This is a genomic window from Scytonema millei VB511283 (genome assembly GCF_000817735.3).
GTDB classification, from domain to species: Bacteria; Cyanobacteriota; Cyanobacteriia; order Cyanobacteriales; family Chroococcidiopsidaceae; genus Chroococcidiopsis; species Chroococcidiopsis millei_B.
Window position 1 is genome coordinate 198,792 of the sequence record NZ_JTJC03000007.1, and the last position, 23,044, is coordinate 221,835.

At 44.5% G+C, this 23,044-nt stretch carries 21 protein-coding genes and 1 riboswitch; of the genes, 15 read left to right on the forward strand and 6 right to left on the reverse strand.

The features are described from left to right. Positions 1-19: 19 nt before the first annotated feature. A complete protein-coding gene (locus tag QH73_RS22080; protein WP_132867466.1) occupies positions 20-304 on the reverse strand; it encodes a hypothetical protein in 285 nt (94 codons plus the stop codon). Between the two features lie 141 nt (positions 305-445). On the opposite strand from QH73_RS22080, the gene QH73_RS22085 reads away from it, so the two are divergent. Next, positions 446-1,558, forward strand: coding sequence for a substrate-binding domain-containing protein (locus QH73_RS22085; protein ID WP_039716137.1), 1,113 nt, complete (start codon positions 446-448; stop codon positions 1,556-1,558). Positions 1,559-1,654: 96 nt separating this feature from the next. On the opposite strand, the gene QH73_RS22090 is transcribed toward QH73_RS22085, so the two are convergent. Then, on the reverse strand, positions 1,655-2,347 hold the full coding sequence (locus QH73_RS22090) for a Crp/Fnr family transcriptional regulator (RefSeq protein ID WP_039716136.1): 693 nt from the start codon (positions 2,345-2,347) through the stop codon (positions 1,655-1,657). Positions 2,348-2,447: 100 nt separating this feature from the next. Between QH73_RS22090 and QH73_RS22095 the strand changes: the two genes are divergently transcribed. Beyond that, complete coding sequence (locus QH73_RS22095; protein ID WP_039716135.1) at positions 2,448-2,840, forward strand: PPC domain-containing DNA-binding protein; 393 nt, start codon at positions 2,448-2,450, stop codon at positions 2,838-2,840. Positions 2,841-2,953: 113 nt separating this feature from the next. Continuing rightward, positions 2,954-3,436, forward strand: a complete 483-nt coding sequence (locus tag QH73_RS22100; RefSeq protein WP_039716134.1) for a hypothetical protein — start codon at positions 2,954-2,956, stop codon at positions 3,434-3,436. Positions 3,437-3,455: 19 nt separating this feature from the next. Here the strand turns inward: QH73_RS22100 and QH73_RS22105 are convergent, their stop codons facing one another. The 3 genes from QH73_RS22105 to QH73_RS22115 form a co-directional block, all read right to left on the reverse strand. Then, a complete protein-coding gene (locus QH73_RS22105; RefSeq protein ID WP_039716133.1) occupies positions 3,456-5,501 on the reverse strand; it encodes a di-heme oxidoredictase family protein in 2,046 nt (681 codons plus the stop codon). A gap of 310 nt (positions 5,502-5,811) precedes the next feature. After that, a complete protein-coding gene (locus QH73_RS22110) occupies positions 5,812-6,003 on the reverse strand; it encodes a hypothetical protein (protein WP_039716132.1) in 192 nt (63 codons plus the stop codon). A gap of 361 nt (positions 6,004-6,364) precedes the next feature. Beyond that, complete coding sequence (locus QH73_RS22115; protein ID WP_039716131.1) at positions 6,365-7,786, reverse strand: aromatic ring-hydroxylating dioxygenase subunit alpha; 1,422 nt, start codon at positions 7,784-7,786, stop codon at positions 6,365-6,367. A gap of 130 nt (positions 7,787-7,916) precedes the next feature. On the opposite strand from QH73_RS22115, the gene QH73_RS22120 reads away from it, so the two are divergent. The 4 genes from QH73_RS22120 (at position 7,917) to QH73_RS22135 (ending at position 11,032) form a co-directional block, all read left to right on the forward strand. After that, positions 7,917-8,114, forward strand: coding sequence for a hypothetical protein (locus QH73_RS22120; RefSeq protein WP_132867467.1), 198 nt, complete (start codon positions 7,917-7,919; stop codon positions 8,112-8,114). A 110-nt stretch (positions 8,115-8,224) separates the two neighbouring features. Then, positions 8,225-8,755, forward strand: coding sequence for an LptA/OstA family protein (locus QH73_RS22125; RefSeq protein WP_063777341.1), 531 nt, complete (start codon positions 8,225-8,227; stop codon positions 8,753-8,755). Positions 8,756-8,995: 240 nt separating this feature from the next. Beyond that, positions 8,996-9,724 (forward strand): LPS export ABC transporter ATP-binding protein, encoded by a 729-nt coding sequence (gene lptB, locus QH73_RS22130; protein WP_039716130.1) that lies wholly within the window; start codon positions 8,996-8,998, stop codon positions 9,722-9,724. A 195-nt stretch (positions 9,725-9,919) separates the two neighbouring features. Further along, positions 9,920-11,032, forward strand: a complete 1,113-nt coding sequence (locus QH73_RS22135; RefSeq protein ID WP_039717583.1) for an LptF/LptG family permease — start codon at positions 9,920-9,922, stop codon at positions 11,030-11,032. 69 nt (positions 11,033-11,101) lie between these two features. On the opposite strand, the gene pirA is transcribed toward QH73_RS22135, so the two are convergent. Further along, positions 11,102-11,536: an arginine synthesis PII-interacting regulator PirA gene (pirA, locus tag QH73_RS22140; protein ID WP_039717582.1), complete on the reverse strand. Its 435-nt coding sequence runs from the start codon at positions 11,534-11,536 to the stop codon at positions 11,102-11,104. A 63-nt stretch (positions 11,537-11,599) separates the two neighbouring features. After that, a riboswitch (Glutamine riboswitch) is annotated at positions 11,600-11,689 on the reverse strand. A gap of 328 nt (positions 11,690-12,017) precedes the next feature. Here pirA and QH73_RS22145 point away from each other — a divergent pair. The 8 genes from QH73_RS22145 to QH73_RS22180 all read left to right on the forward strand — a co-directional run bounded on the left by QH73_RS22145 (position 12,018) and on the right by QH73_RS22180 (position 23,026). Continuing rightward, positions 12,018-13,268 carry a tyrosinase family protein gene (locus tag QH73_RS22145; protein ID WP_236147122.1) on the forward strand — a complete coding sequence of 417 codons (1,251 nt, stop codon included), beginning with the start codon at positions 12,018-12,020 and terminating at the stop codon, positions 13,266-13,268. A 793-nt stretch (positions 13,269-14,061) separates the two neighbouring features. After that, on the forward strand, positions 14,062-14,943 hold the full coding sequence (locus tag QH73_RS22150; RefSeq protein ID WP_236147123.1) for a response regulator transcription factor: 882 nt from the start codon (positions 14,062-14,064) through the stop codon (positions 14,941-14,943). A 379-nt stretch (positions 14,944-15,322) separates the two neighbouring features. Next, the gene (gene scyA, locus QH73_RS22155) at positions 15,323-17,227 is read left to right on the forward strand and encodes a scytonemin biosynthesis protein ScyA (RefSeq protein WP_039717580.1); all 1,905 of its coding nucleotides are present in this window, start codon (positions 15,323-15,325) and stop codon (positions 17,225-17,227) included. Between the two features lie 101 nt (positions 17,228-17,328). After that, positions 17,329-18,381, forward strand: coding sequence for a tryptophan dehydrogenase ScyB (scyB, locus tag QH73_RS22160; RefSeq protein WP_039716128.1), 1,053 nt, complete (start codon positions 17,329-17,331; stop codon positions 18,379-18,381). Positions 18,382-18,455: 74 nt separating this feature from the next. Beyond that, a complete protein-coding gene (gene scyC / locus QH73_RS22165; RefSeq protein WP_039716127.1) occupies positions 18,456-19,406 on the forward strand; it encodes a scytonemin biosynthesis cyclase/decarboxylase ScyC in 951 nt (316 codons plus the stop codon). Between the two features lie 114 nt (positions 19,407-19,520). Next, complete coding sequence (locus tag QH73_RS22170; RefSeq protein ID WP_039716126.1) at positions 19,521-20,999, forward strand: ScyD/ScyE family protein; 1,479 nt, start codon at positions 19,521-19,523, stop codon at positions 20,997-20,999. A 42-nt stretch (positions 21,000-21,041) separates the two neighbouring features. After that, complete coding sequence (gene scyF / locus QH73_RS22175) at positions 21,042-22,208, forward strand: scytonemin biosynthesis PEP-CTERM protein ScyF (RefSeq protein WP_039716125.1); 1,167 nt, start codon at positions 21,042-21,044, stop codon at positions 22,206-22,208. A 119-nt stretch (positions 22,209-22,327) separates the two neighbouring features. Beyond that, on the forward strand, positions 22,328-23,026 hold the full coding sequence (locus tag QH73_RS22180; RefSeq protein ID WP_039716124.1) for an EboA family metabolite traffic protein: 699 nt from the start codon (positions 22,328-22,330) through the stop codon (positions 23,024-23,026). Positions 23,027-23,044 lie beyond the last annotated feature (18 nt).

The following is a 23,044-nucleotide window of genomic DNA, read 5'->3' on the forward strand; positions in this document are numbered from 1 at the left end:
ACTGGTCACTGATAACTGACTACTGATGCCGCTGTTCCAGCCAAGTTAAAACTTCCTGTTGCGATTCGAGTTGAAAGGTGCGATCGCTAGTTGGCTCGTAGATTTTCCATCGCGTCTGTCCGGTAGAATCTGTTATCTCGCTAATCTGCGGCTCGTTGTTGCTACACCACAAATCTTGCCAAAAATATCCAAATCCTCGTAATACAGACAGAATTTGTAGTTCTAGCAGGTTTTTGACAGGTGGATGCCTTCTAATCAGTTCTAGCTCTTTGTAGTTGCGCCATTGTTCGTAGGTTCTCATCATAATTTTCCTCACACTTTGTTACGGTTTATTTTTACTGAATCGATTCAGTTACTATCTTATGCTACACATTTTTTCTGAATCGATCAAGTTCCCTAAAATCGTATTTATAGGGAAAATTGGAGGAAGATAGATGTTAAAGGCATGAAGCAGAGTAAAGCTAGAAAATCCATCACGCTACTGGATGTTGCTAGAGCAGCAGGGGTATCTCGTACAACGGTATCAAATGCGTTTAATCGACCCGATCAACTTTCCCCAGAAGTTCAACAGAAAGTGCTAGCGGTGGCGAAGGAGCTGGGTTACGCCGGTCCAAACCCGATGGCGAGAATGCTGCGGACAGGACAAACGGGTGCAATCGGCTTGATATTTTCCGAAGCACTACCCTATGCTTTCAACGATCCGGTATCTATCGCCTTTTTACAGGGAGTATCGAAAGTATGCGAACGGGTGAAAGCTAGTTTGTTGATCGTTCCAGCTTTAGACTCCGATGTTGCCCAGCAGACAATTCAACAAGCAGCAGTAGACGGCTTCATCCTTTACTGTATTCCAGATGAAAGTGAGGCAGTCGTACGAGTTTTGGATCGACAGCTGCCAGTAGTGGCAGTCGATCAGCCAGAACTAAAAGGTATACCCTTCATTGGCATTGACGATCGCCAAGCTGCTCGTACCGCAGCATTACATTTGCTCAGTCTCAATCGCCGGCATTTAGGCATTATTGCAATGGATTTTCACAACGACTCCTATGCAGGACCAGTCGATCCCCAACGACTCAAAAGCGCCATTTTTCGCAATGCATTACACCGCTGGTGGGGTTATGCTGATGCCATCCGAGACGCAGGTATCGACCCTACTCTTGTGCCAATCGAGGAGTCTCCCAACAGCAATGGTGTCGATGGGGCTTTTGCTGCGGCGATCGCCTTATTACAGCGACATCCCAGACCGACAGGAATTCTTGCCATGAGCGATATATTAGCGCTGGGGGCATTACGGGCAGCAGAACATCTAGGGTTAAAAGTTCCCGAAGATGTGGCAATTGTTGGCTTTGATGGTATTCCCCTTGCCGCTCAAGTACGACCCGCGTTGACAACCATACAACAACCTTTAGTCGAAAAAGGCGCGATCGCAGCGGAAATTCTCTTAGGTATCCCCAATAAAAAAACAACTCATATCTTAGAGACAAAACTTGTCGTCAGACAATCTTCCTCAAAAGGGAGTAGGGAGCAGGGAGCAGGGAGCAGGGTAGGGAGCGGGGAGTAGGGAGCGGGGAGCAGGGAGTAGTTGTGATGACGGTTGTTCGCTATTTTACAGGGGCTAAATTGGCTAACATTAGCGATCGCAACACAGGCGAGTGCTTCAGTTTCCTGCTGCAATCTCTTCTAGCTTATGTCGATCGCGCAACACGATTTGTCCACCGCGATGATAGCTGAGAATTGGTTGCAACTGTTTGAACAAACGCACGCATTCTTCATAGGTAATGCCGATGCTGCGGGCAATTTGATAATAGGGAAGACGCGATCGCAAACATAGACCCGCTGTTGTTGCCTCCGTGCCTTCCTCCTCTACAGAAGTATGAATTAACCGCGCCAGCCGCACGATCGCTCGTTCTGATGCCAATCCATGAACGGCATTGTGCAGATGTTGCAGGCGATCGTTCATCACAGCTAAAATCCGCAGGGCAATTTCTGGAGTTTGGCGAATCATTTCTAAGAGTACAGCGCGCTCGACGGTGAGAATTTGGCAGTCGCGATCGCTCACTACGGTTGCAGGTGAAATTCCATCACCAAATAGGGAAGGTGCAGCGAATAATTCTCCTGTTGATAAGGTTCGCAGAATAGTTTCTTTACCCGTAGAAGCGGTTTTCTTAACCTGAATTGTTCCACTAAGAACTGAAAAGAGTTTCGCAGGTAGGCGATCGCCCTCATGGAGAATAATTTCTCCGCGTAGATAGTTTTTAACTACAGTATGGGGTTTTAAATATGCCAGTTGCTCTGGTTCCAAACCTGAAAAAATTGAGATTTGCTGCAATTGTTCGGTTGTTGCCTGCATAACTAACAGTTATCAGTTATCAGTTATCAGTTATCAGTTATCAGGGCAATGCCCACTTACCATAATAGGTAGCATCCCACGAATTTACAATTAATAATTAATGAAGATTCTTCCTTTCAGACTCAAGCCCAACCAAGATTTAAGACAAAGTTTAAAAGACTTTGCTCAGATACAGAAGATTGAAGCAGGGTTTATTTTAACTGCAATTGGGAGTTTGAAGCAAGCAGCGATTCGCTTTGCCGATCGCGAAGAAATTACAATATTGCATGATAAATTTGAAATTCTTTCTCTGACTGGCACGATTGCTAATACAGGCGTTCATTTACATATTACCATTAGCGATCGCAATGGAAAAACGATCGGCGGACATTTAGTTAATGGTTGCATCATCTACACCACTGCTGAAATAGTCATTGGTGTAAGTGAAGAATTTCGTTTTCTTAGAACCACAGATCCAGAAACGGGTTATTTAGAATTAGAAATCGATTTTTAACATTAATTTTTAACACCGCACTACACTTTACACCCAAAATATGAGCTATCTCAAAGAAATTATCGCTAGGAATTGTCAGGATGTGAATAGCACCACTACCAGCAGAGGACGATATGATAGCCGCTCGAAAAAACACTATTGCGTCTCAAGTCGAAACCCTTGCCAGACTTTACTTAGAAGGTAAACCTGCTGAAATTTCCGATGAAGCGATCGCTCAGATGTGCGATTGGTTGATGGGCGAGTTTCAACAACTGCCCCTGAATCTGCAATTTTCAGACTATATGCGCTACGACAATACCAAACAGATGTTTGCCGATATTGAACGAGGTCATCTCTGGGTTTCCGCTGATAGCTACGATAGCACTATTTACCCTAACCCGATCTACGGCTTTATCTTCTTAGCAATGCACGATTACGACCACTATCTGACTGGAAGTGATTTCACCCTAGAAGGAGAAATCACCGCTTACAATGCCGCAGCCAAACGCGCGCCAAGTTTAACCATTCAGAAGATTCTATATTCAGAAATTGTCTTGCGATCGGCAGCACATTTATTTTTAGGTCATGCACCCACTTCCAAAGTTGTTTTCCCATAAAGGGAGTGTGTTTGCAAGACTAGAAACGACCTGGATCGTCGTCTAATGCAAGTAAGAAATTAATCAAATCGGTTTGCTGTGCCGGAGTAAATCCTGTAGTTTTGTCTACATAAAATTCATGTCCCGTTCCATCTAAATTACTGCGTACTAAAGCGGGGTTAGCTTGATTAGCCGCAACAACTTGACTGCGTAACTGACGATCTAGTAAAGCACGTAAACTACTTGCACTATCGGCAGATTGACCGATGCTGAGAGTTCCAGTTAAACCTAAACCCGTGCGATCGACTACCGTAAAACTGCCATTTCTTGTAACCTTTAAACTATTTTCCCTCACAGCTACTCCACCATCATGTAGGTAGGGCGCACTCAAATATAGCCCTCTTAAAGCAGTTGATTTGTAGCCGCCGTCGGGTAGCAAACCATTAGGGAGAGTGGTAGAGTTAGCGCTAATTCCCTCCGTTGGTATGTCTAACACTTCTGCATTTGCTGGAAGGGGAACGGGATTGTTAAAAGTATAAAGCTTTGGTGGTACGAGCAGACGGTTCAAGTCTAAGCGAGATTTTGCTCGTGCTGGGTTTGTACCAATTTCACCGAGAGGATGAATCTTATTGTCGGTAAAAAACGGTGGAACATGGCAAGTCGCACAGTTGGCTTGCTGAAAAATTCGAGCGCCCCGCTGTACGGAACCACTAGTTAGTGCTTCTAAGTTCTGGCGCGAACGATTAGCAGGTGGTACGAGACTATTCTGGAAAGCAGACATCGCATTATTAGCAAATAAGAAAGGTCCACTAGCAGATTCATTCGGATCGTCCGAATAGGTATTGGGACTAAAGATTAAACCGTTGTAGGTAAACAGACTCGGTTTGAGATTTGGATAATCACCCGTACCAGGCGCGGGAATTTGATCTTCCAATTCAGCTTGGTAGGGATTGGGAGCAATTTGGCGCAGCCACTCTGAAGGTTTGATTGGAGCATCGGGTAGACGAATGCTAGGGTCAGTAGCATTTTGTAGCACTACACCAAGATAAACTTCTGGATCGATACCAATTGTCTCCGCACTCAGTTGAGCTGCGGCTAGCAAATTAATTTCAGAGGAGTGGACGGCATTATTAATCGCACTCAATCCAGCAAAAGAACCGACAGCAAACTGTCCGTCAGCTAGGTAGGGATTGCTCTTAAATGTGAAAACATTGGGAATTTGGGTGGTATTATTGATGCGATCGGGGGAACTCTCGAAATTACCGAAGGGAACATCTAGAACGGCATCGTCAAAAGCAGCTTCAAACTTTTGCGGGTCGGGAAGTTTAACGAATTGGTTATTGCTATCAATAATAGTTTTGCCATTCCCTTGATACTGAGGGTCGAGGGGATTGAAATTCAGGCGAGCAAAGCCTGCGGCGGTGTTTGGTGCTAAGGCAATTAATAGAGAGATACCTAAATCGCCGTTAGGTACTCCATTGAGACGTTGACCAGTTTGAGACAAAGCAACATGACAAGCCGCACAAGTAAAGTTGCCGTCGGGTGTCAGACCTAATAAAAAACTCGCTCCTGGTTCTACCTCAAAACCCGTACCGATATTGCTACCTTTAACCAAAGTACGGCTACCTAAAGTGATGTCTTTTTCTAAAGTGATGCGGAGGTTAGAAGTTGGTCTTCCGCCTAAGTTACGAATGGCTGTATTAATTTCTGGTTGAATCAGTGACAGACCAGTGCCAAAACCAAACACTCGCTGCAAGCCGAACGTATCTCCAATCTTACGGTTGAAGAAGATGTTTTCGCCGCTTGTTAGTAATTGCGGAGTAATCTGGACAGCGCCAATTCGTTCAAAAGCACCAGGAGCGCTCGGATCTAAACCCTTTTTGCGCACGAGTTTCTCGGCTGCTTGCGGGGTAAGTAATTTTCCAAAATAGTCGTAGTAACCAAGTGGTTGAGTTGGGGCAGGTTGTAGCAGGGCTTCTGTAGCAAGAGTCAGTTTTGGCGCTAGTAAGTTTGTCGATAGCAATACCGCAGTTAAACTCACTACTAGTAACAAGCCAAACAGAGAAAACCTCTTCCGCCAACGCATATCTACCCCCAGGAAAACCCTATTCCTTGAGATTTTTCTGTAGTTTAAAATACATATTTATAGTGGGTAGCAATGCAATACAAAAAGTTGGAAATTTTCGTTACTTAAGTTCAAAATTTGGCATTGCAGCGATTATTTGTAATGTTTTGCGAAAAAAGATTACTGAGAGTATAAAATTTCGCTCCACCACGTAGCATCCTTAGAACTTTCACGAAACCCGTTTATAAACGATCGCCACAGGCTTGACTCCCGCTGCTTATGCATTTATCGATTTGTTGAAACAGATGTGGCGAGAATCGAACTGCACTATTTAACTATCGGCTGCAATCGATTCCCTAGCTGCCTTTTCTGCTGCCTCCGCCGTGTAGTAAATTTTGTTTTCTCCAAATACACCAGTTCCCCGCAACACGCGAAATTGCCATACTTGTTGTGCTTCGCAGTAAAACACCAACAGAATAAATCTGCGATCGCTAACTAGTAGGTGAATGCGAGTGGAGGTCACAAGCAATCGATCGGGCGAATAAACACTCTTGTGTATAGAGTACCGCTAAGACAGAACCAGCGATCGCCACTAATTCAAATTCGCCAATCGAGCGAACTATAGATTTATCTCTATACTAATTGCAATTAATCCTGTGGATAAATTTAGAACGTAAGACTGTAGATTGATGAATTAAGGATTAATTTTGGCTCAAAGTGCGTAAATTGCCAAAGGAGCGATCGCAATGATGACTTTTTTATTGATTTTAGGAGCAATGGGCGGGGCGATCTTCTATGTTGTGTGGAGCGAAAAACAGCTACAAGAGGTAAAAAACAGGGAGTAGAGGCGTTGCAATGCAATGCCTCTCTTTTTTATCGTTAGTTTAATGGCGCGATCGCTTTTTCTCAGGTAAATTCCGTAGTGGAACTTCTCGACCTTGGTAAAATTGCTTTTCCAGCCTACCCAACCACAGCCACACCGCACCTAGAATTAAAGCCACTGCTGTAAGCAGAAGCGAACCTGTAGCGGCATTTTCTCCTAGAAACAGAGTCAGAGGTGGATTGATAATTGCGATGACTGCTGCAACGATCGCTAATCCTAATCGTAGGCGTTGAAGATTGGCTAGCGCCGCTCTACAACTAGCACATTTAGAAGTGTGAGAGCGATCGCGATCTAACAACTGTGCTGTGGATAGCGCTGGTGGTAAAGTTTCCCCTGGAAATGGATTAGCATTGTACTGATTAACCCACTGCCGCAACTCAATCACGAAAGCATCAGCCTGAGTCGGTAGATAAAAAGCTTTAGTAAAATTACCACTCCCCCCACCTGCTTCGAGATATCGCTCTTGGTAATGCAGAAAAATTTGATCGTCCTCCAAAACAGAGTTTTGTCCCAAATGAGAATACCAGCGGGGTGTAAGCTTGATTATCCAACCAGGCAATTTAGAAGCAAATTTAAACGGAAAACGGGCAAATAGCCGACACTCGCCCTTACGAATTGGAGTAGCGTAGACAGCAGTGAGCGTTCGCCCAAATTGCTTTGATGTCAAGTCGTGCCACATCAACCCCGGAGCTACAAAAGTTGTGTCTTGTCGTCCCAAAGTTCCACGTCGGGGTCCTTCCTGCCACACCCCTGTAAAACCGTGCTTACCAGACTCAACTACCTCCAATTCTACCGAACTGGCATTCGCCCTATTCCCTACAGAACGGTGATGAGTAAAAGGAACGTGGCTAGCGTCCAAGACATTTTCCATCAGTGTTAGCGCATCATAGGGTAAGTCGCGAAATGTATCGATACAAACCCATCCCTCTAAAGATTCTTCCAAGGGTTCAATGACAGGAACTTTAGTCTTGGCTGCATTCTCAGCTTTCCCAGGATAGACAAACAGTAGCCCTTGCTTGAGTGTCGTAGGAAGCGATCGCACGCAGGCTCTCGGAGAAGTCACTGCTTGACCTACTACCTGTTGAGGAATGCGCTGACAGTCTCCCGCACCAGCAAACGCCCATCCGTGGTAAGGGCATTCTAACAACCCATCCTCAGCTATTCTCCCTTGCGACAGAGGCGCGAGGCGATGAGGGCATTTATCCTCAAATACGCGCCAGCAACCAGCTTGCTGCTCCCACCAAATCACAATATTTTGTCCCAACAGAGTAAATGCTGTGGGCTTAGATTTATCCAAATCTTGCACGTAATGGACGGGATACCATACTTCTTGGCAGTCAAAAAATGCTGGGTCAGCCCCACCTACAAGCATTTGCTCGGACTGTTCTAGATGCGCCGTAATATTTCTCTCTGCTGTTTCCATAAATCAGTTGTCAGTTGTCAGTTATCAGTTGTCAGTGAAGAAGGGGAGTCGGAGCAGTTCCGACTCCCGATTCCCGACTCCCGACTCCCGCAAATTATCAGTTGTCAGGGAAGAAAGGGAGTAGAAAGCAGTGAGTCGTAAAACCAGCGAGATCGGCAAGCCTTTACCTGTCTCTATTTTCTCGCTTCTTAGCAATAACCAACAACTAGCAACCGATCGCCAATCGCCAACTACCAACTACCAGTTATATTTAAGTGGCGAAACCTTAAGCTGGTTGAGTGCGTCGAGATTGACACATTCCCGATTTAGTGCTGTCATTTGCTACTAGTTCAGCTGCCACGCACCGAGGTTGCTAGACTACATACAGCAAATTTGGATGGGCGATACCATCCGTGATGCGCTGCTTAACTCCGTGTTTCCGTGTTACCCACACTATAAATGATGCCTTCCGTACCCACTTTTTGCCCTCCCCCTTTTTGCTGGCGCTGGATCGTACCAGCTACGCTAGCGATCGCTCCTATTTTCTCCCCATCAATTGTCAAAAGCCAGACTCCGCCACCGCCACAGGATGCTGGTCAATCCCTGACAATTAACTCTGACATTCAGGAAGCTGACTCCAAAAGTGGCATCTTTACAGCTCGCGGTAACGTACAAATATTTTATCCAGCTCGCCAAATTCAAGCTACGGCAGCTCAAGCGCAATACTATCAGAAAGAACGCAAAATCGTGTTGAGTGGTAACGTTAATGTGTTGCAGCAGGGTAACAGTCTTAAAGGAGAAAGTATTACTTATTTAATCGATCAAGGTCGCTTTATTGCTACACCCAAGGCAAAACAACAAGTGAGATCCACTTATATTGTGAATGACACTAACCCTCAAACTGCCGCTCCAGCGCCAGCTACTCCCAACTTTAAACCCAAACCACCTACATCAAAACCTCCAGCTACTCCTAACTTCAATTCCAAGTAGCCTCGCTCCAAACCTACTACTGTCAGTTATCAGTTATCAGTTATCAGTTATCAGTTATCAGCGCTCTGTTATAACTTCTGACTTTTGACTTTTGACTTTTGATACTTGTACGGGCGGGTTTACCAATTGTCTTTGACTTTAACCAATATTTCTGGTGAACCCGCCCCGACAATTTTTGACTTTTGACTTTTGACTTTTGACTTTTGACTTTTGACTGCTCCCTACTCACTCCTCCTCTCCATGAGATTTGCTCTAGAGAATATCTACAAATCCTACAAACAGCGTACTGTTGTGAATCGTGTCGATATTTCTGTTTCACAGGGCGAAGTTGTTGGATTGCTCGGTCCCAATGGTGCGGGAAAAACGACGACTTTTTATATTGCTACAGGAATAGAAAAACCCGACCGCGGCGTAGTTTGGTTGGACGATCGCGACATTACCAGCTTACCCATGCACAAAAGAGCGCGGTTAGGTCTCGGTTACTTAGCTCAAGAACCTAGTATCTTTCGTCACCTAAGCGTACAAGATAATATTCTTTTGGTACTGGAGCAAACTCAAGTACCGCGTCGAGAATGGCAAACTCGACTTCATACCCTGTTGCGGGAATTCCGACTGGAAAAAGTCGCCCATACGAAAGGAATTAGCGTTTCTGGGGGAGAAAGACGCAGGACGGAACTAGCTAGAGCCTTAGCATCAGGAGCGGAAGGTCCAAAATTTTTATTCTTGGACGAGCCATTTGCTGGAGTTGACCCGATCGCAGTCGCAGAAATTCAAGGTATGGTACAAAAGCTACGCGATCGCCAAATTGGTATCCTAGTCACAGATCATAACGTCCGCGAAACTTTAGCCATTACGGATCGTGCCTATATCATGCGAGAGGGAGAAATTTTAGCTGCTGGTAACGCGGATGAACTCTATCACAATCCCTTAGTACGGAAATACTATCTCGGTCAAAATTTTCAGTTGTAAAGAGTGACTAGTGGCTGGTGGCTGGTGACTAGAAAAGAGTTTAGCTCTCATGCCACTATCTACTTACCATCAACCGTCAACTGTTAACCGTCAACTGTCAACCATCAACCGCCAACTTAACTTTCCATTCCAATGACATTTGCCAAACACAAACGCTTCAAAGCCTTTCAGTTGCTGGTTCCCAAGCCAGCACTGATGGATCGCTATATTACGGCTGAGTTAATTCCACCGTTTTTATTTGGCGTAGGAGCTTTCTCTTCAGTTTTAGTAGCAGTTGGTACAGTGTTTGAGCTGGTGCGGCGGGTGGTGGAATCGGGACTCCCGATCTCGATCGCGTTTGACGTATTTCTCTTAAAGCTACCGTCTTTTGTCGTGCTGGCTTTTCCTATGTCCACTCTCCTAGCAGCTTTAATGACTTACAGTCGGCTGTCTAGCGATAGCGAACTAACGGCTCTACGTAGTTGTGGAGTCAGCATCTATCGACTGGTATTGCCCGCATTGGTACTGAGTACTTGTGTTATGGGTTTGACTTTTTTATTTAACGAGCAAGTCGTCCCAGCGGCTAACTATCGGGCTACAACAACTCTCAGTCGAGCGCTGAAGGAAGAAAAACCCCAATTTCAAGAACAAAACATTTACTATCCAGAATATCAGGAAATCGAGCTAGCAGATGGCAGAGAGGTTAAGCGATTAACTCGCCTGTTCTATGCTGATGCCTTTGATGGGCAACGGATGAGGGGTTTGACAATTATCGATCGCTCCCGTGGCGATCTCAACCAAATTGTGGTATCAGATTCAGCCGAGTGGAACCCCAAACAGAATAAGTGGGATTTTTATAATGGCACGATCTATCTAGTTGCACCCGATAGTTCTTATCGCAATATTGTCCGGTTTGAACACCAACAGTTACAACTGCCGCGCACCCCTTTAGATGTTGCTGCTAACACCCGCGACTCAGATGAAATGAATATTGCTCAAGTTAGCGAACAATTGCAAGTCGCGATGATGAGTGGTAACGAACAAAAAATCCGCCGTTACAGCCTGCGGATTCAAGAAAAAATTGCTTTTCCATTTATTTGCACTATCTTTGGTTTAGTAGGTGCAACTTTAGGAACTAATCCTAAGCGTAAAGGTCGAGCAACCAGTTTTGGAATTAGCGTCATTATTATTTTCAGTTACTATATGCTGCTATTTATGTGTGACGCTTTGGGTTTATCTGGCGTTCTCTCCCCGTGGTTAGCCGCATGGCTACCCAATATGTTTGGTTTTGCCACGGCTGGCTTTCTCTTATTCCGTGCCGACAAATAATATTGTCATTTGTCACTAGTCATTGGTCATTTGTTGTTGCTAATGACCAATAACAAATGACCAATGACCTTATGCTAACTGTCTCGATTCAGCTTCGAGTAATTGAATCAGGTGGTTGTCACCTTTTTCTCTAGCTATTTGCAGCCGTCGTTCTAAGTTACGACGCAAGTGATCTAGATGAGTGCTGTGTAGTTCTTTCAACACCTGCTGGCGATCGCTCTTAGCTGGCTTTTGTTTAGTAGCGCTCGCTGTCGTATTTGCAGTTGCTCCATTGACTTGCGTGTATTCTCGCCGCAACCGCACAACTTCTACATCGATTGGATCGCCAGTGGAATAAGCTACGCCGCGATACTTCAAGTCAACTTTGGGCTGCGGTACGGGAATATGTCTGAGATATTGATGGTTCCAGGTTGCACCGCGATACGTTCCGCCAGCTGCGCCTGTCATAGTTTCTATTTGGGGTGAATTGTGTTCGTAACTGACACCGCGATATGAGAGTTTCATGGCTTCGCCTCTATAGTTCAAATTTTTTTCGGTCAAATTTTTTTAGCAGTTTGACTAAAATGAGGCGCGTTCCTTCGGGATGGCTCCCTACTTCCGTCTCCACATCACATCTGCCAGAAGACAGAATTTAAAAAAATTGTAGAGATGAACGATTTTGTTTCTGTATTCTATTTTACTGTTTTCTAAAAAAAACGGCAATTTTAATAAAAATTAATTGAATTTTCATTTTAGTAGGGTGGGCATTGCCCACCTTACTCTTATCGCTTGTACTAGCCTGCCCCAGCTCAAATATCCGTTGGAGTCAGAAACGAGTGGTGAAGATTGACCCTACAATTCCTATCTCTTTGATTATCGACGTAATTACAAAAGAATCGACAGGACTTCAAAAAATTATTCATTGTTTTGCTGTTTTGCTTCTTCTAACTTAGTTTTTCTAGTGACTGCCTCAGCAGATGGGCAATGCAAGAGAAGAAAAAATAAGATGATGAAGATGTTTCGCCGCGCGATCGCGTTCTTATTGGCTGTCAGTTTAATTGCTATTTCGATCGGATCGGGAAGTTCTGTCAGTGCTGACGACAACTTAGCCGTCAGAAAAAATATCATTGACCTCACTGCTACGGAGAAGGCAGCATTCATCAAGGCAATTAAAACCTTGAAGACTACGACTTTACCCGAGCATAAAATTAGCATTTACGATGAGTTTGTCGCCCAACACGTAGCGGCAATGGGGCTAATGTCAAAAGATGCTAAAGGTCCAGCAGCTGGGCATGATGGTGCTCACGAAAGCTCGATATTATTACCTTGGCATCGCGAATTTATCTGGCGATTTGAAACAGCTCTGCAATCGGTCGATCCTAACGTCACGCTGCCTTATTGGGACTGGACGAATCCCCAAGCATTGACAGCTATTTTTTCAGATGACTTTGCGGGTGGCAACGGGGAAGGAGTCACAATCTCAATTCCAGATGCAGGCAATTTTACGGGTGGTGCGGTTGTTTCCGGTACTTTTAGCGCCGCTAATGGCTGGAATTTGTACCCAGAATTGCACATTACACCAGATGGACAACCAATGGGTGAGGTGCTATTACGCTTCATGCAACTTCCGCCAACGAATAATTACCCAGCGCCTCAAGCAGATGTCGATCGCATTCTGGCTGCAAACGACTACGATACTTTTCGCCAAGCAATCGAAGGGTTCATTCAATTAAATCCCTCCGGTCAACCAACGACTGGAGTATTTATGCATAATTATTTTCATAGCTTTGTGGGTGGAGCTAATTTCAACCCTAGTGTAGGTCGCCCGGAACCTCTAGGTACAATGGCTTCTCTTGCGAGTTCGATCTACGATCCGGTATTTTGGTTAATTCATGCTAATGTGGATCGGCTATGGGCAGAATGGCAGCAAAGCGGTCATGCTGGTAGTCAATATTATCCCGCTCAAGGTGGTCATTATGGGGAAAATTTGAGCGATCGCATGTGGCCCTGGGATGGAGGTGAATCAACCCCAGCTAATCAGGGAACGGGAGATCAACTATCTTTATTACCTGCTGTACCTGCAAACGATTTAGTTACCCCAGCCGACACATTAGATTTGAGCAGGTACAACTACACATACGCTACGCTCAAAAATACAAATACTAAATCTAGCTCTCGAATAGCTGTTTTGAGTTTGACTATCTTTGCTACAATTACTTGGCGATTGCAGTCCCAGCAATTAAGTCGTAGAAGTTAGATTTGGCGATCGTTTTGAACGCGATCGGCAGCAGTGTTAAATTAATAGCGCTGCTGAAATTAATTCTTTATTAAAATATTCAATGTTTTTTATACCTAACTTATCTTTATTACTTAATTTTTGTCGCGATGTGTAAGGACTAAATCTAGCTTTTTGTGAATTAAATCTGAGTGACTTTTAATACAGTAAACGAGATCGAGCATCCTAGAAATGATTGTCTGCTACTCGAATTCTGACTGAGACTTTAGATAAGATTACATGCAAAACAACGACAAACAACACAATAGCTACTGTATTCTTATTCCCGCGTCTATCAAAAGCGTGAGATTATATGAGTTCTAAGCTGTTATCGATCGCACTAATTCATATAATAATGAGCCTAAGCATACATATGTACATTATTTACGTATATAGCACAACAACTTTCTAATTAAAAACAAGAATTTTCATTTGGATAGTAATTACTTATCAATATTTGTTGGCTGAATCAAAAAAAACAAGTTAGACATAAATCAGACATAAACTACACATAGTAGCTTTCCCAGGTAGACAAAATCTCTGTTAAGCTCTTGATTAGTGACTTGTTCAGCTTTCTCAAGTATTTCCGTGTTAAGTCCGTTGCTTAATACGTATTTCCTAGAGTAATACTTAATACAGTAAACGCTTGTTTGCTAAATTGGATTGGACATATGTAGTATCTACGCTAATCTGCTCTGAAACTGTAATTAGATAGGTTATTACCGAGCGAATTTAACGACTCTTGCATTCAATGGAAGGACAAGAGTGTTGCAAAATGCTTTTGACAGATCTGTCTCATTCAGATAATCCTTCCCATGTTAATCACGTTTTCATGGCAGAGGATATGGTGAAAAAGATTCTGGTAATAGAAGAAAGCGTCCAAACTCGCAATTTGTTTTTAGAGTGTTTGGAAGCTAAAGGTTTTCATGCCATTAGTGCTGAAAATGGTGTAGTTGGTATACAACAAGTCCAAAAGCAATTACCCGATCTAATCGTGTGTGGCATTGCTAGAATAGGCGAATTTGACGGGTTTGGCATTCTAACTGCCATCCGCAAAAATCCTACCACAGCAGTTATTCCATTTATCTTTGTCACTAGCAGAACAACGCGAGATGACATTCGTAAAGGCATGGAGTTAGGAGCAGATGATTATCTCACTAAGCCTTGTACTTTAAAGGAATTACTGAGAGCAATTAATACCCAACTAGAAAAGAGAGATACCATTCAGAAATGGTATACATCTAAAGATAGACAGTCGCTCTCAAAAGCAGCGATCGCTGAAACTTTAAACTCTACAGCTTTACACTCAATCTTTCCGGCAACTTCTCAAATGGCGGCTGTGTTTCGCTTTATTGAAGAGAATTACTGGCAACCAATTACTCTGTGTGATATAGCGCAAGCTGTTGGTTATTCTCCCGCTTATTTAACTAACCTAGTCAGACAACAAACTGGTAAGAGCGTTCATCGCTGGTTGGTAGAACGCCGGATGGCACAAGCAATTTGCTTGCTGCAAAAAACCGAGCAGACGATCGGACAAATTGCTGAAACCATTGGTTATCAAGATGTTTGCCATTTCAGCCGTTATTTTCGTCAGTTTTACGGTACGAGTCCTCAAGCTTGGAGAAACGAACACCGCTGTCGCGTTGCCGCGAGCTAAATCTAAGCTAAATCAAAAGAAATGGCAAGCGCATCAAAAAATTACTCATTGGAACCACTATGCCGCGTTGTGTAAGCTTTTCGGTTAGTACCTCGCCAATTCACTTTATAGTTGTGATTCTATCGGCGATCGCAGTACTGACAATTAGCTAAACCATAACTCTTAAAAGTGGCTGATTTTTTTGGATTGAATTTGAAAGTCATCTACACGAAACTGACTGCAAATTAGAAATTACTAATCAATCTAGATTAGCAATTACAACTCAACAGAAGTTAGAAACAAATTTCAGCTCTAAGATTTCTTTCTAGGTTTGAGTTTCTACGTTCTGACGATTCGATCGCGATCGGAACGTGCTGAAAATCCTATCACCCAAACAGCAATGACCGATAACCACATTCGCTCGTCTCCTTCTATCGACTCAGAAACCACGTTCCATCCAGACACTGGTAGCGCCGAATCAGCATTGTCTCCCGATCCTAGCTATAAGTATTACAATTCCAGCGATTCCAGCAACATCGCAGCCAAGCCGGGAGATAACAATACTAGTAATCAGATGCTTGTGTTGCCTTCAGTTGCGAATGCGATCGCGCAGATGCTAGCAGACTTAGGCTTCAAATATGCCTTCGGAGTTGCTGGGGGCGCAATGGCAACCATTTGGGGTGCTTTGTCTAATAGCAGCATCCAGGTGATTCACTGCCGTCACGAAGGAGGAGCGGCTTTTGCAGCTGTAGAAGCATGTTTTGCTAGCGATCGCCCCGTTGTTATCTTTACCACTGCCGGACCAGGACTAACGAACTCGCTAACGGGATTGCTAGCAGGGCGGGGAGAAGGCGCAAAAGTCATATTAATCTCAGCTTGCACCTCCGCCGCACAGCGCGGACGCTGGGCAATTCAAGAAACCAGCACCTACACCATGCCGCAAGCGGGAATTTTTACCCCAGGAGTGTTGTTCGACTATGCGATTACACTTGAGTGTGCCGAGCAATTACCGCAAATTTCCCGTCAACTTGCCCTCGGACTGTCACAATCTGGCGGTTTTGTCGCCCATGTGAGCATTCCTACAGGCGTACAAACTAGCAGTCTGAGCATACCCCTGCCTCAGTTAGACCTCTCCCACGCTCTCACAACCCCCAGTGAAGAGACGATCTCCCATTGCGTGCAACTTTTAACCGAAGCACCTTTTGCGATCTGGGTGGGTTTTGGCGCGAGAAATGCTGCTGAAGAGATCTATCAGCTAGCCGAACGTACCGGAGCCGCAGTGATGTGTTCTCCCCGCGGTAAAGGGATCTTTCCCGAAGACCATCCTCAGTTTGTTGGCGTTACAGGTTTAGGTGGTCATACCTCAGTTCTGAAGTACATGCAAGAATCTCCACCATTGCGAACTTTAGTACTGGGAACGCGATTAGGAGAACCCACCTCATTTTGGAATCCGATAATGGTTCCTGCGAGAGGATTTATTCATGTAGACATCGATCCAATAGTTCCAGGAGTCGCCTATCCAGCAGCTGAAGCAGTACCAGTCCAAGCTGATATTGGTGCATTTTTGCGATCGCTGCTCAAGTACATGGATAAGACGCAAAGCTTTGCAACTTTGAAAAGTCGTGCTACTAAAACGCTACCACACCCAGAACTAGAAACAATTACCCCTACAACTAGCAATTTAATCAGACCTGAAGTCTTGATGGCAGCAATTCAAAAGGTAATGGTTGAAGGTAGCAATGCGGCGATCGCGGCTGAGTCTGGGAATTCATTTACTTGGGCAACGCACATGTTGCGAATTGACAAACCAAATCGCTATCGAGTCAGCACTGGAGTTGGTTCGATGGGACATATGGTAGCAGGTGTTATTGGTATAGCTATAGGACGTAAGAGTAAAGCCGTTGTCATCACCGGAGACGGTTCGATGTTAATGAATAACGAGTTGAACACTGCCGTCAAGTATCAAATTCCTGCCATTTGGATCGTACTGAATGACGGACGGTACAACATGTGCGAACAGGGGATGAAGATGTTGAAACTGCAAGGTGCAGATGCAACGATTCCCCAAGTCGATTTTGTGGCGATCGCCCGCGGGATGAGAGCTGATGGCATTCGCATCGAAAAAGAGTCTGAGCTTGAAACAGCATTACAATGCGCGATCGATTCTCCTCTCCCCTTTGTCGTCGATGTCATCATCGACCCTTCGCGACTCGCACCTTCTGGCGGACGTAACAAGAGCCTGCAAGCGCAAGGGGTTAAATCAGCTGCTAAAGAACAAGTTTCATTCCCCATGATTAGTGAATAGTGAATAGTGAGTGGCTAGTGGCTAGTGGCTAGTTAATTGCGACTTGCGACTTGCGACTTGCGACTTGAATTGTCCCCAGCCCCCAATTTGAGGATAGATGCGTGAAGCTGTTTGAGACCGTTAAAGAAATGGGACACGAGCAAGTCCTATTTTTTCAAGATAAAGAACTGAATTTTAAAGCCATAATTGCTCTCCACGATACGAGTTTGGGACGAGCGATGGGCGCAACTCGACTATTTCCTTACGCTAGTGAAGAAGATGCTTTACGAGATGTTCTGCGTCTGAGTCGTGGTATGACCTATAAGGCTGCTTGTGCCAATATTCCAGTAGGTGGTGGCAAGGCAGTCATTATTGCCAATCCCGACCAGAAGACAGACAAAATGCTCAGAGCATATGGGCGTTTTGTCGATAGTCTTCAAGGGCGTTTTATTACAGGTCAAGATGTGAATATTTGTCCTGAAGACGTGCAAGAGATGCGGCGTGAAACTAGATATGTTGTCGGGTTAACGGGAAAAGCTGGTGGTCCAGCTCCAGCAACAGCTTTAGGAGTTTTTTTAGGAATTCAAGCTGCTGTTTTCTTTCAGTTAAATAAACAAGATTTGAACGGACTGCAAGTTGCGGTTCAAGGATTAGGAAATGTTGGCGGAAAACTCTGTGAATATTTACATCGGCGTGGAGTAAAACTTTTTGTCACGGATCTAAATCACAATAGAGCAGAGGAAATTCAGCAACTATATGGGGCAACAGTTGTAGAATCTGAAGACATATATTCACTCGATGTTGATATTTTTGCTCCTTGTGCAATGGGAGCAATTCTTAATAGCGAGACGATTCCCCTAATTCAAGCTTCTATTATTGCAGGCTGTGCTAATAATCAATTGCAAGACGAACGCATTCACAGCGCCATGCTGAAATCGCAAGGAATTCTTTACTGTCCCGATTATGTGATTAATTCTGGCGGTTTAATTAATGTTTACCACGAACTTACATTTTCAGATGAGGCGAGTTACTTAAAACAAATTCATAGTATTTACGATACGCTGCTAGAAATTTTCACCAAGTCGAAATCAGAAAATATCACAACTCAGGATGCTTCCAAGCGCCTAGCTGAAGAACGGATTACGAAAGCCAGAAAACTCAGAATTGCAGCATAAATCAGTTGACAGTTGACAGTTATCAGTTAACCGTCAACTGTCAGCCGTCAACCAACAACCAATCACCACTTCGGATGGAAAAAAACACATTTGCTACGTCAGCCTATATTGCGACTTCACCAGAGACAGCTTTTGACTATCTTTGTAGTTTAAAGAATCTGGATGAGTGGACTCTTTTCAGCCGGATGATCGAACAGGTTGATGAAAATACCTGGCGAGGAACTGCTTCTGGCTATCAAAGAGATCTTTTCTATCATGTTAGAAAGATTGAAAATCCTCTGTTTTTCGGGATAGAATGGCACTGTGGTTTTGAATATCAAAAATACTTTCAAGTTTATCCAGTTTTATTATTTCCTCCTGACTACGTAAAACCAGAAACGGACGAGAAAGGAGTGTATTTTCACTGGTTGAGTTTTGTCGATCCGGCGCGACGAACTCCAATGATTATGGAGGGAATTCATACAGTTCATACATCTGAATGTCGATCGCTCAAAGCAATTTTGGAGCGTAATGCTGGCGAGACTCAAGCAGCTCAAGGACGTTACAAAATTGATACTGATACGATTTACATTGACGCGCCACTCGATATTGCGATCGCCTACTTACGAGATCTACGAAACTTAGATGAATGGGCGCATTTGCTGCGAGCTGATGGCGAAGTTAATAGTGAGTCTGGTGAATTTCTAGATGAATACAACCAAAAAGTAAAAGTCACATTTCGCACCCACGACCTCAAGAATTACTATCTTGTAGAACAGGATTATTTTTATCCTGAATACAATTTTATTCAGCGTAGTCCTGTGATTCTAATTCCTTGCTCCTATGCCTTTGGTAACTCAGAAGCCCGTGGATGCATCCAACATCGCATCAGTTTCTGGGAGATCGGCAAAGCTCCGCGTCACGGCAAATTACAACTGGAGGACTTTGGAGCTGAAAGTATGAACATTAAGCGATTTATAGAAGCTAAAGCTGGTAATTTTGACACCTTTGCCAGAGGGATGAGCTATCTTTTACCTTCTTCCTAGAAGAATACGAGAAGGCGCGATCGCGTTTTGTTTTTAAGTTGAGGAAAAGGGATTCGGTGTCTTCATCAGGGGCATTAAATTTTTCACTTCATTTATTAGTTGGTTGCCAAAAGTATGAAGCTCAAACAACTTACAATCGCACTTATAACTGTTTCTATTGCCCTTGTTTTTGGACCGCAAGCCGCTAGAGCCGCATCATTAACAACAATTGCTGATGGACTCAACAACGCACGGGGTCTGAACTTTGATTCTGAAGGTAATGCCTACATAGGCGAGACAGGATTAGGGGGAGATGGTGTTTGCCAACCGTCTCCCAGTACCCAATTTGAGCTAATTTGTGAGGGTAACACTGGTTCAGTCACCAAAGTTACACCAGATGGTACGCAAAGTCGCGTTATCGACGGGACTGAATCTCTAGCGTTACAACAAACCAAAGAGCAAGGATCGGGTCCGCAAGAACTCAATTTTGATTCTAGTGGCAATGCTTATCTATTAACTGGTTATGCTGGTAACCCAGCCAACCGAGATGCAGAGTTAAATGCTCTTTCTACCAACGTCCAATTTCCATCCGCGCAACAGCAAGTCGCACCTCCAGTTGCTCCCGACCAAGTGTTAGGCACGACTACCTTGGGCAAATTGTATAAAACTGATTTGAATACGGGTAACTTAACTGAGGTTGCCGATTTAGCAAAAGCCGAACTTACAACCAATCCAGGTGGTGACGACGTAATTAGCAATCCCTTCGATTTTGTGATTAAAGACAATACCGCTTATATCGGTGATGGCGGTGCTAACGTTGTCTGGAATGTGAATCTCGATACTGGCGAGACTAAAGCAACTAAAATTCCTGGGCAAACCTTAGAAAATCCAGAATTTCCACCAAACGTATCTATTCCTGGTGCAGGGCAAGAGCAACCTCCAGCCGGACAGCAAGGACAAGATGCGGTTCCTGGCGTACCAGCCGAGCAAGAGGCATCTGGACCACCAGCAGGGCAAATACCAAGCCAGGTAGATATTCAATCGGTAGTCACAGGTGTAGATATCGGTCCCGATGGAGCCGTGTATGCTGGCGAACTCACGGGCTTTCCATATCCCGAAGGTAAAGCCAAAGTGTGGCGAATTGGAGAGAATGGTGAGCCGGAAGTTTTTGCCGATGGTTTTACGCAAATTACCGATATCAAATTTGATAAAGACGGTAATTTACTGGTGTTGCAATTTGCTGATGAAGCTCAGTGGAAAGGCGGCGGTCAGAGCTTACAAAATCTACCAGGTTCTTTGATCAAACTTGCTCCTGATGGTACGCGCACGACTCTTGTAGCTGCGGGTGAAGGACTTGCCTCGGCTGCGGGTCTTAATATTGGTCCTGATGGTGAGATCTACGTCGTTAACAATGGCGTTGGACCAGGTACGGGGGAACTCGTGCGAGTTGATGGCATTGATGGAGCTGCAACCGTTCCCGAACCTTCATCTATTTTGGGCTTACTCTTGTTTGGAGTTATGGGTGGCGGTACTTGGTTCAGACGCAAACAGCAACAAGGTCGAGAGACGATCTCGTCAGAACCAGAAGAAACCTTATCTCAGTCCGCAATTTAGACCGCGTAACCATACATTTGCTCGGCAAGAGGAGTCAGACAGATGAGTTTATTTAGAAATTTCTCGATCGCGATCGCTACTACTGGATGTATCATCGCCACCACAACCCAAGCTAACGCTTCCATTACCTTAGAATATGAGGGTGATATCGGTAGACCTGCGAACTTTGCCGCAGGGGAAACTCCATTTACTCCAGGTACGCTTGCTATTCCCCAAGGCATCGCGGTACAGGAAGAAACAGGTAATGTTTTCGTGGCTAATGACGTAACCGATCAAATCCAGGTCTTCGATTCCCAAGGTAATTATCTTAAAGGCATTGGTGGTACAGGTAGCGAACCTGGGCAATCTGACGGGCAATCGGCGATCGCCTTTGAACCAAATACTGGAAATTTGTATGCGGGTGATGTTAACAACAACCGAATTAACGTCTTCGATCCGCAAGGTAACTACGTCAAATCCATTGCTCAAGGTCAATTTAGCGGACTAATTGAAGGCAGACCTTTCTTTGGACCATCGGGTATTGTATTTGATAATAGTGGCAATGGATACGTGGGTGATTATAGCAGCGATCGCATCCTGAAATTTAATCCCTCAAGTGGCGAGATCACTGGTTCTATCGGCAGCAGTGGAACCACACCTGGACAATTTCAAGGACCGTCAGGCATAGCAGTCAAGTCTGATGGAAATTTAGTTGTGACTGACCAGTTCAACAACCGCATTCAAGTCGTTAGCCCAGAAGGTGATGCACTGCTCTCCTTCGGCAAACAAGGTACTGGAGAGGGAGAACTCAATCAGCCGATTGATGTGGAAGTGGACGAGAAAGATAATATTTACGTGACGGATTCTATCAATAGCCGCGTCCAAGTATTCGATAAAAATGGTAACTTTCTGAGTGCATTTGGCGAACCTGCCCGCGATGCAAATGGTAATGTCGTACCACCTTTATCGTTAGGCGCACCCTCTCCCTATGGCGATCCCTTAGATCTCGAACCAGGCAAGTTTAATTGGACGGCAGGTTCAGAATTAAAAGATGGCAAGCTTTATGTTGGCGACTTTTTCCAGGGTCGCGTCCAAGTGTTAGATGTCGTAGATAGCTCCTCATCATCTGCCGAAGTTCCCGAACCTTCTGCATTTTTGGGTGTAGCTGTTTTAGGTGCTGGCGTTGCTGCTGTCAAGTTGAAAAAAAGCTTGAGGCAAAAAGCAATTTAGTGAATAGTGGCTAGTGGCTAGTGGCTAGACAAAGACTAGTCACCAGCCACCAGTCACTATTCACTCTTTACTAGTCACCAGTCACTAGTCACTAGCCACTCACAAATGACGAACGACCAATGACAACAACACAAGTTAGCACTAGCGATTTAATTTATAGTTGGTTGGAGCGACATGTCGATCGCGCGGGTTTGAATTGGTTGGAGGAAAAGCGATCGCAAATTGCACGGGGAGCGGCTGTCAAAGTATTTTTTACAGCTTTCAGTGCTACGCCGCGCTATACGGGCAAAAACAGCTTGCAGTTAACGCTTTCTGATTTACAAGCAGCCGCGATCGCCCGCAAAGGTTGGTTTCCGATGAATTGGAGTGTCGATCGAGCTGCTCGGATACTCCTAGTTCTAGCTCTACCACAGGATGACGAGTCACAATACTTGCAAACGTTAGAGCAAGTCTTTACTGCTGCTGATATAGGGGAGTTAGTCGCACTTTACCAAGCTCTACCCCTGCTATCTTACCCAAAGCAATTGAAAGCGCGGGCGGCTGAAGGGGTACGCAGTAACATGACCGATGTATTTAATGCTGTAGCCTTACAAAACCCATATCCAGCCGAGTATTTTGATAATCTTGCCTGGAATCAAATGATATTGAAAGCATTATTTGTTGGCAGTCCACTGCATTTAATTCAAGGACTCGATCGCCGTGCTAATCCAGAACTAGCCAAGATGTTAGTCGATTATGCCAGCGAACGCCAAGCCGCTAACCGCTCGGTATCTCCCGAATTGTGGGAATTAGTGAAAAAGTCAAAAGTCAAAAGTTAAAAGTCAAAATTAATGCCT